8 protein-coding genes are annotated in these 13581 nt (G+C 68.1%); 2 read left to right on the forward strand and 6 right to left on the reverse strand.

All coding sequences use genetic code 11. From position 1 onward, the window contains the following. Positions 1-18: 18 nt before the first annotated feature. A complete protein-coding gene (locus HHL15_RS04185; protein WP_169144562.1) occupies positions 19-831 on the reverse strand; it encodes a carbon-nitrogen hydrolase family protein in 813 nt (270 codons plus the stop codon). Continuing rightward, on the reverse strand, positions 828-4718 hold the full coding sequence (locus HHL15_RS04190) for a YhdP family protein (protein WP_169144563.1): 3891 nt from the start codon (positions 4716-4718) through the stop codon (positions 828-830). Before HHL15_RS04190 ends, HHL15_RS04185 begins: the two co-directional genes overlap by 4 nt. Positions 4719-4856: 138 nt before the next feature. On the opposite strand from HHL15_RS04190, the gene glnE reads away from it, so the two are divergent. Beyond that, positions 4857-7541, forward strand: a complete 2685-nt coding sequence (gene glnE / locus HHL15_RS04195; RefSeq protein ID WP_169144564.1) for a bifunctional [glutamate--ammonia ligase]-adenylyl-L-tyrosine phosphorylase/[glutamate--ammonia-ligase] adenylyltransferase — start codon at positions 4857-4859, stop codon at positions 7539-7541. Between the two features lie 112 nt (positions 7542-7653). Here glnE and eutC read toward each other — a convergent pair whose 3' ends face one another. The 4 genes from eutC to HHL15_RS04215 all read right to left on the reverse strand — a co-directional run bounded on the left by eutC (position 7654) and on the right by HHL15_RS04215 (position 12264). Next, positions 7654-8442: an ethanolamine ammonia-lyase subunit EutC gene (gene eutC, locus HHL15_RS04200; protein ID WP_169144565.1), complete on the reverse strand. Its 789-nt coding sequence runs from the start codon at positions 8440-8442 to the stop codon at positions 7654-7656. A 1-nt stretch (position 8443) separates the two neighbouring features. Continuing rightward, positions 8444-9829 (reverse strand): ethanolamine ammonia-lyase subunit EutB, encoded by a 1386-nt coding sequence (locus HHL15_RS04205; protein WP_235943215.1) that lies wholly within the window; start codon positions 9827-9829, stop codon positions 8444-8446. A gap of 76 nt (positions 9830-9905) precedes the next feature. After that, complete coding sequence (gene eat, locus HHL15_RS04210) at positions 9906-11357, reverse strand: ethanolamine permease (protein ID WP_169144567.1); 1452 nt, start codon at positions 11355-11357, stop codon at positions 9906-9908. A gap of 16 nt (positions 11358-11373) precedes the next feature. Continuing rightward, positions 11374-12264, reverse strand: a complete 891-nt coding sequence (locus HHL15_RS04215) for a TorF family putative porin (protein ID WP_169144568.1) — start codon at positions 12262-12264, stop codon at positions 11374-11376. Between the two features lie 310 nt (positions 12265-12574). On the opposite strand from HHL15_RS04215, the gene HHL15_RS04220 reads away from it, so the two are divergent. Continuing rightward, entirely contained in the window at positions 12575-13576 is a 1002-nt protein-coding gene (locus HHL15_RS04220; RefSeq protein WP_169144569.1) for a helix-turn-helix domain-containing protein, read from the forward strand. Positions 13577-13581: the final 5 nt, after the last annotated feature.

Below are 13581 nucleotides of genomic sequence, written 5' to 3' on the forward strand. Positions count from 1 at the left end.
GTCCGGAATGCGTTGGGGTCAGCCGATCTTGCGATGCTTGAGGGCCGGCAGGCTGGCCCTCACGTCGGCGATGCGGGCGGGATCGAGGTCGGCCACCACCACGCCGGGGCCTTCCGGCAGGCGGGCGATGACGTCACCCCAGGGGTCGATGATCATGCTGTCGCCAAAGGTGCGACGGCCACTCGGGTGGCGGCCGCCCTGGGCGCTGGCCAGCACGTAGCACTGGTTTTCGACGGCACGGGCACGCAGCAGCAGTTCCCAATGGGCCTGGCCCGTGGTGTAGGTGAAGGCGGCGGGCAGGACGATGAGATCCACCGTGCCCATCGCCCGGAAAAGCTCCGGGAAGCGCAGGTCGTAGCAGATCGACAGGCCCACCTGGCCGCAGGGCCCCTCGAAGCTGACCACGTCGTCACCGGCCTCGATGGTGGCGGATTCGTCGTAATACTCCTCGCCCTTGCGGAAACCGAAGAGGTGGATCTTGTCGTAACGGGCCACGCGCCGCCCCTCGTCGTCGAAGACCAGGGTGGAATTGCGGACCTTGTCGGGGCTGCTGGCTGCCATCGGGCAGGAACCGCCCACCAGCCACACCTTGTGGGTGCTGGCCATGTCACGCAGGAAAGACTGGATCAGGCCGCCGCCTTCGGCCTCGCGGATGCGCACCTTGGCGGTCTCGTCACCGGAGATCAGGGGAAAGTACTCGGGCAGCGCCACCAGGCGGGCGCCCGCCGCGGCGGCCTCGGCGATCAGGCGGCCGGCCTCGGCGAGATTGGCCTCCACGTCCGGTCCGGAGACCATCTGGACGGCGGCGATGCGGCAGGCCGGTGTGCTCATGGGAATGTCCTTGCAGGCTGGGCTTGTTGAGGTGAGGCCGCCGGCAGGACCGAAAGTTTCTCGACTTTCGGGTCCGACCAGCCACCGGTCACTGCGTATTCGAAACTGAACAGCTTCTCCACCGGATCGCTGAGGGCCTTCTGCACCAGGTAGGCCGCCAGCCCGAGGGCCGGGTGGATCGCCCCGGAGGCGGCCAGCGCCGAGCCGACCGCGACGGATTCGGAGAGGGTCGGCTGGACCTTGACCCGCAGGTTCTGGGTTTCCCTGGCGGCGTCGGCCTCGCCGCGCATGAAGACCCGGGCCGCCGGGCCGAAGATCTCCAGGTCGTCGGTGCGGAGCACGCCGTTGGTCATCTGGATGCTACCGGAAATGCGATCGAAGGCGAATCCTTGGGAGAAGACATCGCGAAAGTCCAGGGTGATGCGGCGCGGCAGGGCCTGCAGGTTGAGCACCCCGAGCAGACGCCCGGCGCCGGGGTCAAGCTGGGTGAACTGCCCGTTCTCCACCTGGACCTGCATGTGGCCACCCAGCGAGGGGTAGTGCAGGGAGGTCGGCGGCCCCTTCCAGGCCAGCTCCCCTTCGAGCTGCCCCTTGCCCCGATGCACCGCTTCGGGATAGCCAAAGCGGGTCAGCATGCGCTCCACGCTGTCCACCTGAAAACGGAACTTGAGCCGGGTCTCCTCCCGCGCGCCGGGTCGCCACACGCCATCGCCGCTGAGGGCGCCATCGGGGTTGGTGATGCCGAAATGCTCGAGCCGCCAGTTGTCGCCCCGGTTGGCCGCCTTCAGCTCGAGGCGCCCCAGGGCGCGGCCGCGCAGCACGAAGCTGTCGGCCACGATGTCCAGGCCGGGCAGCTCGGACAGGCGCTCGCCATCGGGGCGCCCGGCGTCCGCGTCGGCGGTTGTATCGGCGCCGCCCAGGGCCAGCTGGCGGAAGCGGGCCTGCAGGCGGCCCCGCCCCTGATCGCGCCACAGGATGTCGCCCTCGGCCTCCTTGCTGGTCAGGCGGGCCTGCCAGCCGCCCTCCTCCATCACCGCGCGAAGGCTGACATCGTTGAGGCGCTGCCCGAGGATCTGCATCTCACCGGCCCGCAGGGCCAGCCCCGACAGGGGAAAGCCGCCCTCCATGGGCGCCGCCGGATCTGCCGCCAGATCGGCCTTATTCGCGGCCCCGCCGGCCAGCGCCCGGCGCCACGCGTCCGCATCGAGCCTGTCGGCGCGGGCGGCTACCAGCACGCCTTTGTCGGCCATCCGCACCGGCTCGTTGAGGGCCAGCCCGCCGCGGCTGATGACCAGCCGCTCACCCTCCTTGCGGCGCAGAAACTGGGCCTGGAAGAGCGGCCCGGCGCTCAGCTTCATGCTGTCGCCGCCACCGCCGGGCGGCACCGCCAGCTCGAAACGGAAGGGCAATGTGGAGGCGGCCGACTTGTTGAGCGGCAGCGGCAGGCTCGAGCTGACGCCCTGCAGGGTGCTGTCCACCGCCAGCTCGACCCCGCCCTTGCGCGGCACGGTGACGGTGCCGCGCCACTGGGCGGTACCCGACAGGTGATCCAGCACGGGCAGGTCCAGCTCCTTGCGCAGGGCCAGGGCCGTGATGCTGCCCTGCGCGTTGAGCAGCACGCTGCCGTCGGCACGCGTCCCGCCGTTCACCGTGACCGGCTCACCGAAGAGGCGCGCGGCGCCGCTGCGGACCACCAGCTGGCTCTCGGTGAAGGCCACCTTGCCGGCCGCCTCGGTGAACACCGGCAGGGCCGGGTCGGGCTGGAACTGGTTGTGGCTGAACTGAAACTCGCCCTTCACCTTTGCGCTCTCCAGCTTCTGCAGCGGCAACACCAGGTGCAGGTCGAGGCTGCCGGTGCCCTCCGAGCGGAAGGCGTCGGTGGCGTGGTTGATCATGCCGCCCACCGGGCTGTCCACCAGGAAGCGCAGGAAATCCCGGGTCGGCCCTTGGGCGGAGCCGCGGATGGTGAGGACATCATCCGTCTCGAAGTCCGGCAGCACGGTGGTCACGTCACGCAGCTCGACCCCGAAGATGCGGGCCCGCCGTGCCTTGATCGTCATGCCCGGCCCTTCGAAGATCAGCTCCCCGCTGACGCCCTCGATGGCCGGCCAGCCCGGCGCGTAATCGAGCTTGCCGTCGGCCATCCGGGCGGTGACCTGGAAATGTCCGTCGCGGGCGTTGCGGAAGGGGAAGCGGGACAGATCGCCCTTGAGCACCAGGCGGGTGTCCAGGGCCTTGCCCCCCACCAGGCTCTGCTGCAGCCAGTCGCGCGCCTGCTTGCTCACCACGCTGGGCATGTAGCGCCACACGGCGGTGCTGTCGGCCTCCGACAGGCGGGCCTGGAGATCGATCTCGCCGGGGGTGTCCGGGGTGGCCCGGTAACGGCCCGAGGCGGTGCCACGCGCATCCCGGTTGGAGAAGCTGGCGCTGGCCAGGCGCACCTCCAGCATACCGCCGGGGTGGCTCCACGCGCCCTCCATGCCCAGCTGGGCCAGCTCCAGACGCGATTCGGAGAAGACCTGCGGCAGCTTGAGCGCCGCATCGCGGCCGCTGAGGCTGAAGTGCCCCCCCTTGTCGTTGCCCTCGATGCGCCCGGCCATGCCCGAGAAGCCCGGCCAGGCCCCAAGCGGCTCGATGCCCAGCCCGGAAAAGCGGGCATCCACGGCATAGGTCTGCAGCCCCCCGTCGTCGACACTCCATTTGACGTTGAGGGGCGCCACGCTGCCCGACGGCGCCAGGCGGGCCAGGCGCTGGCGCAGCCCCTCATCGAAGGGCAGCCGCCCGGCCAGGCGGGACAAGGCCTCCAGGTCGAGCTGATTGGCCAGGAACTCGCCCTTGCCCGGCGTGCTCCCCTGCTTGTCCTGCACGCGCAGGAAGAAGTCTGTCGGCGCCACCTCCAGGCCATCCCGGGTCTTCAGCGCCAGGTGCTTGCCGCTTGCCTCCAGCACCCCGCCGTCGCGGTGGTAGCGCAGGCGGCCGGAGGCCTCCTTCATCGGGATGTCTTCCAGGTCCGGCGCCAGGCGCACCCGCGCATCCTTGAGGGCGAAGTCGGCGGTCACCCCGCTGAGCCGGCCCTCGCCGAAATCCAGCCAGGCGCGCACGCCACCGGCGCCCTGCAGATCGAGGGGGTAGTCCAGCCAGGGGTGCCAGGCGCCCAGGTCGGCGTAATCGAGGCCGGCATACACCTCCCCGCGCCAGGTCTCCGGCTGCGCCGGGTCGCGGCCGTGCAGGTCGCCGCGCAGGTCGAGCGCCGCGGCCAGCCTGGCCGGCGGCTGGGCGTGGAGGCCGAAGCGGTGCTGGGCGCCACGGTTCTCGAGCCTGAAATCGAGGCGCTCGAGGATCAGGGTTTCCGCGCCGCGCTGGGCGTCGGCCCACTCCACCCGAGCGTTGCGGATGACGATCTCGCGCTGGTCGAAGAGCCAGCGCGGAAAGTCGCCCGGCCCGCCCCCGGCCTGCAGCGCCAGGCCGGCCACGAAGACGCGCCCGTCGGCGCTGCGCCGGATCGACAGCTCCGGCGCCTCGATCTCCAGACGGTGCAGGCGCAGGCGCAGGTACAGCAGGGAGGTCCAGCTCACCTCGGCGGCCACCTGGTCGAGGGACAAGGCCTCCTGCCCGGCGGCGTCGCGGATCATCAGCCCGCCGATCTGCAGGCGCGGATGCAGGCCGCGCCAGTCCGCCGACAGCGCGCCGATCTCCACCGGCAGGCCGAGGGAGCGCGACAGCAGCTGGGCGACATCGCTGCGGTAGGCCGGCACATTGGGCAGCACGCCGTGGCGCACCACCAGGAAGGCCAGGCCGACCACGAAATAGAGGACCAGCCCGATCCGGATCAGGCGACGCAGGCAGAGGGCCGGCAGGTGCAGGAAAGACAGGCGCGACTCAGCCACGCGGAGGCAGGGCGAAGGACGGTGCGGGCCTCGCGGGGCAAGCCACGCATCCGGCATCAGGCTTGACGAAAATCAGTCCGGCAGACATAAGACGGGTTGAACATAAACGAACCCGCATTCTACCAATCGGCCCCCGCCATGTCCGAACAGCCCGCCCAACTGCCCCAGCCCCTCCTCGACGCCCTCGCCTGCTCGCGCTTCCTGCGCCGCCAGCTCGACAGCCGCCCGTGGCTCACCGAACGCCTGGTCGCCAGCATCGGCGCGCCCCTCGACGCCACCGCCCTGCGCGACTACCTGCGCGGCGAGGTGCTCGACGACAACACCCTCAAGCCGGTGCTGCGCAAGCTGCGCGCCTGGGTGATCTGCCATGTGCTGGTGCGCGACATCGCCCGCCTGGCCGACCTGGGCGAAGTCACCGAGAGCATGACCCTGCTCGCCGACATCACCGTCGAGGCCGCCCACGACGTGCTGCGCGAGCAGCTGGTGGCGCGCCACGGCACGCCCCTGTCGGCCGACGGGCGCGAGCAGGAGTTCATCATCATCGGCATGGGCAAGCTCGGCGGCCGCGAGCTCAACGTGTCGTCGGACATCGACCTGATCTTCGTGTACCCCGAGGACGGCAGCACCGCCGGGCCCAAGATCATCGACAACTTCGAGTTCTTCACCAAGCTCGGCCGCGGGGTGATCCAGGCCCTCAACGACATCACCGGCGACGGCCAGGTCTTCCGGGTGGACATGCGCCTGCGCCCCAACGGCGACTCGGGCCCCCTGGTGGCCAGCTTCGACATGCTGGAGAACTACTTCATCACCCAGGGCCGCGAGTGGGAGCGCTACGCCTGGATCAAGGCGCGGGTCATGACCGGCATCCGCAGCGCCGAGCTCACCGCCATCGCGCGACCCTTCATCTTCCGCAAGTACCTGGACTTCGGCGCCATCAACGCCATGCGCGACCTGCACGCCCAGATCCGCCGCGAGGTGGCCCGCAAGGACATGGTCAACAACGTCAAGCTCGGCCCCGGCGGCATCCGCGAGATCGAGTTCCTGGCCCAGGTCTTCCAGCTGATCCGCGGCGGGCGCGACACCTCGCTGCAGATCAAGCCGACCCTCAAGGTGCTCGGCCGCCTCGCCGAGCGCGGCATCATCACCCGCGAAACCGAGCGCGAGCTGGCCGCCGCCTACGACTTCCTGCGGCGGGTCGAGCACCGCCTGCAATACCTCGACGACGCCCAGACCCACAACCTGCCCACCAGCGAGGGCGACCAGGCCATCATCGCCCGGGCCATGGGCTTTGCCACCTACGAAGGCCTGCTCAACGAGCTGGACGACCACCGCGGGGCGGTGGCCCGCCACTTCAACGGCGTCTTCGGCGACCCCAACGAGAAAGGCCACGACCTCGACACCCTGTGGGCCAGCGCCGGCGACGAAGAACACTGTGGCGAGGAGTTCCGGCGCCTCGGCTACGCCGACCCGGCCTCCGCCGCGCGGCGCCTGGCCACCCTCAAGGGCGGCAACCGCTACCTGCAGATGCCGCCCTCCATCAAGACCCGCTTCGACCCGCTGATCCCCCGCGTGGTCGAGGCCGCCGCCGAGACCACCGACCCCAACGCCACCTTCGAGCGCCTGCTCGACATGCTCGACGCGATCAGCCGGCGCGGCTCGTACCTGGCCCTGCTGCAGCAATACCCGCAGACCCTGCACAAGGTGGCCGAGCTGGTCGGCGCCTCGCTGTGGGCCGCCCAGTTCCTCAACCGCCACCCCATCCTGCTGGACGAAGCCCTCGACCCACGCATCCTCGAGGAAGAGCTCGACCTGCCCGCCTTCCGCGCCGAACTGGCCGCCCAGCTGGACGAGATCGAGCCGGACATGGAACGCCAGATGGACCTGATGCGCGAACAGCACCACGCCCAGGTGTTCCGCCTGCTCACCAAGGACATCGCCGGCAAGCTCACCGTGGAGCGCCACGCCGACTTCCTGTCAGCCCTCGCCGACATCATCGTGGACCTCACCGTCACCATGTGCTGGCGCAAGATCAAGACCCGCCACCGCGACGACCCGAAGTTCGCCGTGCTGGCCTACGGCAAGCTGGGCGGCAAGGAGCTGGGCTACGCCTCCGACCTGGACATGGTCTTCGTGCACGACGACGACGCCCCCGAGGCCGCCGAGCTGTACACCCGCCTGGGCCAGCGCACCAACACCTGGCTGTCGGCCCAGACCCCGGCCGGCCACCTCTTCGAGACCGACCTGCGCCTGCGCCCCAACGGCGACTCGGGCCTGATGGTGGTGTCCCTCGAAGCCTTCCGCCAGTACCAGCTGGAGAACGCCTGGGTATGGGAGCACCAGGCCCTCACCCGGGCCCGCTTCTGCGCCGGCGACCGGGACATCGGCCGCAAGTTCGAGGCCATCCGGGTCGAGGTGCTGCGCCAGCAGCGCGACCTGGCCAAGCTGCGCGAGGAGGTCATCGCAATGCGCCAGCGCATGGCCGAGGCCCATCCCAGCAAGACCGAGCTGTTCGACCTGAAGCACGACCGGGGCGGCCTGATCGACGTGGAGTTCATCGTCCAGTACCTGGTCCTCGGCCACGCCCACCAGCACGCCAGCCTCACCGGCAACCTGGGCAACATCGCCCTGCTCCACATGGCCGGCGAACTCGGCCTCATCCCCGCCGACCAGGCCGGCACGGTGGCCGACAGCTACCGGGAGTACCGCCGCCTGCAACACGGCCTGCGCCTCAACAACCAGGCCTCGCGGGTGGAACGCGAGCAGGTCGCCGAAGCCGCCGCGGGCGTGCGGACACTCTGGGCGCACGTCTTCGGCAGCGCCTGAGCGCCTGGGCCGCGGCGACCTGCCGGAAGCCGCGGGCGGAGCTGCTGAATGAAAAAAGGGTTGAGGGGGAGGCCCTCAACCCAAACCAAAGGTATCAATCGACCCTCGGAGACTATTCCAGAAGAAAGTTGCTCCCGGCCCCGCCGGCCAGCCTGGCCTGGGAGGCCGTCTCGTCCTTCAGCGTGACGCCGGAGAGGCCGCGCCTGAAGGCTTCGGAGACCAGGTACATCAGCTTGTAGACCGCCTCTTCGTAATGCAGCCCGTCGCGCCGCACGTTGGAGATGCAGTTGCGCTGGGCATCGGTGGTGCCCTGCGCAGGCGCCCAGGTCATGTAGATGCCCATGCTGTCGGGCGAGCTGAGGCCGGGCCGCTCGCCGATCAGCACGACGACGAGCTTCGCCCCCAGGGCCTCGGCGATCGGGTCGCCGATCGCCACCCGCCCCTGGCGGACCACCGCCACCGGCGCCACGCCGAGCCCCTGCGCCGTGAGCTGGGGCACGAGCAGGTCGAGGAAGGGCAGCACGTTCTGCTCGATGGCGAAGGCCGACAGGCCATCCACCACCACGATGGCCACGTCGAAGCCGCTGGCGCCGAAGGCACCCAGGTAGGCCTTCGAGGCCTCGGACGGCACCCGCCCCAGGTCGGGCCGCTGCAGGTAGGTGGCGCGATCGGGGGCCGCGCTATGCACCACGAAGCTGCGGATCCCGCGCTCGTCCAGGGCGGCGCTGAGCGCCTGTTCATCCAGCGGGTGATGCACCGCATTGCGCGCCCGGGCATGAGCGAACTGGAACTCCAGGTGCGGGCGGGTCGGCAGGCTGGTCCCGGCGCGTCCCAGGGCGATCCGCGCCTGGGTGAAGCGGGCCAGGGCATTCCAGGCGTTCTTGGTGACGATGTCGCTCATCTCAGGCTCCCAGCTTGCGGATGCTGTCGAGGAAGAGGCCCGGGGTCTTGTCGGCGAGGATCCGCCCGTCCCCCGAGAAGATACCCACACCTTCCAGCCAGGCCTCGAACTCCGGCGCGGGCCGCGCGCCCAGCACCTTGCGCACATAGAGCGCGTCGTGGAAGGAGGTGGTCTGGTAGTTGAGCATCACGTCGTCGGAGCCGGGGATGCCCATCACGAAGTTGATGCCGGCCACGCCAAGCAGGGTCAGCAGCATGTCCATGTCGTTCTGGTCGGCCTCGGCGTGATTGGTGTAGCACACGTCGCAGCCCATCGGCACGCCCAGCAGCTTGCCGCAGAAGTGGTCCTCCAGGCCGGCACGGATGATCTGCTTGCCGTCGTAGAGGTACTCCGGCCCGATGAAGCCGACCACCGTGTTCACCAGGAAGGGCGAGAACGCCCGCGCCACCGCGTAGGCGCGGGCCTCGCAGGTCTGCTGGTCCACCCCGTGGTGGGCGTTGGCCGACAGGGCGCTGCCCTGGCCGGTCTCGAAATACATGACGTTGTTGCCCACCGTGCCCCGCTTGAGCGACAGCGCCGCCTCATGGCCCTCGCGCAGGACACCCAGGTTGATGCCGAAGCTGCGGTTGGCGGCCTCAGTGCCAGCCACCGACTGGAAGACGAGGTCCAGCGGCGCACCGCGGTTGATGGCCTCGATGCTGGTCGTCACGTGGGTCAGCACGCAGGACTGGGTGGGGATGGAATAGCGCTGGATGATCGCGTCCAGCATGTGGATCAGCGTCATCACCGCGCCCACGTTATCGGTGGCCGGGTTGATGCCGATCACGGCATCGCCGCTGCCGTACATCAGGCCATCCACCAGGCTGGCCGAGACCCCCGCCGGATCATCCGTCGGGTGGTTGGGCTGCAGCCGCGTGGACAGGCGCCCAGGCAGGCCCACGGTGGTGCGGAAGGCCGTCACGACGCGGCATTTCCGGGCCACCAGGATGAGATCCTGCACCCGCATGATCTTCGATACGGCCGCCGCCATCTCCGGCGTCAGGCCAGGAGCCAGGCGGGCCAGCGCGTCCTCGGTGGCCAGGTCGGAGAGCAGCCAGTTGCGGAAATCCCCGACCGTCAGATGGGCGACCGCCTCGAAAGCCTGCCGGTCGTGGCGGTCGATGATCAGCCGGGTCACCTCATCCTCTTCGTAGGGGATGAGCGCTTCGGACAGGAACTGCGCCAGCGGCACCTCGGCCAGGGCCATCTGGGCGGCCACCCGCTCTTCGTAATCGGCCGCCGCGATGCCGGCCAGGTAGTCGCCGGAACGGGCGGGCGAAGCCTTGGCCAGCAGGTCCTTCAGGTCGTCGAAGGCATGGACCTTGTGATCGACTGTGTGTGTGTACATCGGCATTGGGTGATTCCCCGCTTCTCTTCCCGGCGGGGGGCCGGCCAAGCGGCGCCCCCGCCCACTTTTGATACGTTCAGACCTTCGCCTTGACGGCGAGCTGCCGTTCGATCTTCAGCTCCTCGGCGGACTCCAGCATCTCGTCCAGCGGTGCCACTTCACGCTCCCGCTTCACCGCGATGAAGACCAGGTAGCCGAGGGCCAGCATGCCGAAGAAGACCCCCGCCACCGCGGTGTTGTAATACACCATGGTGCCCAGGCAGATCAGCGCCCCCAGCAAGGCGAACAGCGGGAACCAGGGATAGAACGGCGCCTTGAAGGGCCGCTCCATGCCGGGCTCCGACTTGCGCAGCTTGAAAAGGGACAACATGCTGGTGATGTACATCACGATGGCGCCGAACACCGACATGGTGACGATGTTGGCGGTCAGGGTCTGCCCGCCGAACTGGATCAGCTGGTCGCTGTAGATGGCCGCGATGCCCACCACCCCGCCGGCCAGGATGGCCCGGTGCGGCGTCTTGAAACGCGGATGCACCTCGGCAAACCAGTGGGGCAGGTAGTTGGCGCGGGCCAGCGCAAAGATCTGCCGCGAGTAGCCCAGGATGATCCCGTGGAAGGAGGCGATCAGGCCGAACATGCCCAGCCACACCAGCATGTGGGTCCACCCGCTGTTCTCGCCGACGATGTACTGCATGGCCTTGGGCAGCGGATCGTTGATGTTGGACAGCTGGGTCCAGTCGCCCGCGCCGCCGGCAAAGAACATCACGCCAATGGCCAACACCAGCAGGGTGAGGATGCCCGAGACGTAGGCCACCGGGATCGAGCGCTTCGGGTCCTTGGCCTCCTCGGCCGCCATGGCCACCCCTTCGATGGCCAGGAAGAACCAGATCGCGAAGGGTACCGCCGCGAAGATGCCCGGGATCGCCGCCGCGCTGAAGCTGTCCTGCCCGGCCCAGCCGCCCTTCACCAGATTGGCCACCGAAAAGCCCGGCGCCACCACGCCCATGAAGACCAGCAGCTCGAAGATCGCCAGCAGGGTCACCACCAGCTCGAAGGTGGCGGCGATCTGCACCCCCACGATGTTGAGGGTCATGAACACCAGATAGGCCCCCACCGCCACGTGCTTGGGATCGAGATCCGGAAACTGTACGTTCATGTAGGCCCCGATCGCCAGGGCGATCGCCGGCGGCGCAAACAGGAACTCCACCAAGGTGGCGGTGCCGGCCACGTAGCCGCCGAAGGGGCCGAAGGCATGCCGGGCATAGGCGAAGGGCCCACCCGCATGGGGGATGGAGGTGGTCAGCTCGGTGAAGCTGAAGATGAAGGTGGTGTACATCGCGGCGATGAACACCGAGGTGACGAAGAAACCCAGCGTCCCGGCGGCGGCCCAGCCGTAGCTCCAGCCGAAGTACTCGCCGGAGATGACGAGGCCGACGGCGATGCCCCACAACTGCCAGGTGCCGAGGGTCTTGCTGAGTTCATGATGCGTGACGCTGCCAACGTGCAGCCCGTGCTTTTCGAGTTCCATCAGTCCCGCTCCCCGGTCAGAACGCGCGTGCGATCGACAGCACCGCGCGGGTACGGCCGACGCTCTCGGTATCGCCGCTCCCCGTGAGCGCCACGTAGTTCTTGAACGCCGCCGGCTGCGTCGTCCCCCACACCGACAGGCCCACGCTCCAGTTGTCGGCCAGCGTCTTGCTCACCCCGACCCGCAGGTAGGACCAGTCCAGGCCCGAACTGTTGGCAACCCATTCCCGCCCGAGCTGCAGGGACAGATTGACCGACTCCCACACATCACAGGACGCCCCCAGCTCCACATACTGCGAACCGCGGGTCGAGCCCTTGACCCCGGCATGCACATCCTCGGCCGAGAATACGCCCGGCGCCGAGTTATTGACGTTCCAGCCATAGAACCTGCTGAGCGTGCGACCGTATTTGACCGAGGCCCACTCGTAGGCGAAGCCGATGGAGGGCTCGAGGGTGTGCGGCTTCGAACTCTGGAAAGTCCTGCCATCCAGCGCTTTACTATAGTCACCGCCGGGATAATAGACATACAGCAGATTCAGGTCGAGAAAGAACCCCGACGCAATTTCGGTCTTGTAGCCCGCGTAATAGTCCGTTTCGAGATTGGCCCCTGGAACCCATTTCTCGGAAACATTCGATGCCCAGAAGCCGGCATATAACCCGGAGCGATGCTTCCAGTCTGTGCCGAATTGCAGGGCCGGCCCGCCGAAGGTCTGGGTCAGCCCGCGCCAGACATAATCGCTGTTGAAGGACACATTGCCGGTAATGGAATAAGCCGGTGCTTCGACGGCCCCCGCGGAGGCCTCTGCGGCCCCCCCGGATGCCGGCATGAGAAAGGCTGTCAGCCCGCCCATCACCCCGATTGCAGCAAGGCGCGGAATGCGCCGACAGCAGCTCTGAAACTCGATCACGATTGTCTCCTCGTTATGGATATAAGGGGCCGGCCCGTGACATCTGCAGCCCTTACGTAACGTTAAGGCCGCGTGACAAGCCCCGCTATCGCAAATCGGCACACTTCAACAATCGTCTCAAGCAACTGATTTAACAGAACATCTTGCACCATCCCGGAACTTGGCCTAGGCTTCACCCAGGCCTTCACCAGAATGGGCCATCCAAAATCGGCAAGCGCCCACCCCCTCCTTGCACGGGGCACAGACCTTGCAAGCACATTGCCGCAACACTATTCCGCTCCCCATTTCCCTTGATCCGGACGCCCTCCCGATGATCGACCTGACCCGCCAGCCCCTGTCGTTCCCGCCGCCCGACGAAGGCTCGCCCCAGCACGTCCGCTCGGTCAGCACCTCCGATATAGAAGAGCAGGCGGCGCAGCTCAGGGGCTGGCAGCAGCATTATTCCCAGCTGTCGTCGGGCGCATTCAGGGGTGAATTCCGCGAGCTCGAACTGCACGGCCTGCAGCTGTTTTTTGAAACGACCAGCAGCAACCTGTTCCAGACTGGAGCAATACAAAAGGACACCATCGCAATTGGCCTGCCCCTCGCCTACAAGGGCGAAGGCCATTTCTGCGGCGAGGCCATGTCGGAGACGTCCCTGCATTTCTTTTCGGGAAAGGACGGCTTCGAATATCTCTCCCCCGAGAGCCTGATCATGTCCGGCATCGTCATCCAGACCCGCGACCTGCTCGAGCAACTCACCCAGCGGGAGGCCGAGGTAGTGTCGGCCCTCATCGAGAAGCCCCAGCTGGTCAAGGTGGACGCGCACAGCATCGCCGCCCTGCGGCAGTTCATCACCAGCATCTCGCAGATGGCGGAGCACGCCCCCCAGGCCCTGGAGAACGAACAGCTGCTGCACTCCCTGGGCCAGTCCATCTTCAACTCCTTCATCGACACCATCGTCACCCGCATCGACCGCGATGCGCCCCGCCTGAGCAATGCCCAGCGCCTCAAGCTGATCAAGGACGTGCGCGACATCGTGGTCAGCGCGCCCGACGCCCCGCCCGGCATCCAGGACATCTGCAATGCCCTCAACGTCAGCCGCCGGACCTTGCAGAACTGCTTCCAGGTGAGCATGAACTGCACCCCGCTCGACTTCATCAAGATCGTCCGCCTCAACGGCGTGCGCTCCATGCTCCGCCACAGCACCACCGTGTCGGAGGCCGCCGCCCACTGGGGTTTCTGGCACTTCGGCAATTTCGCCCGCGACTACCGCGCCCTGTTCGGCAAGCTGCCCTCCGAAGAGCACAGCCTGTTGCAGAAGAAGCGCTAGCGGGC

The sequence above is a fragment of the Zoogloea dura genome, from assembly GCF_012927165.1.
Taxonomy (GTDB): Bacteria; Pseudomonadota; Gammaproteobacteria; order Burkholderiales; family Rhodocyclaceae; genus Zoogloea; species Zoogloea dura.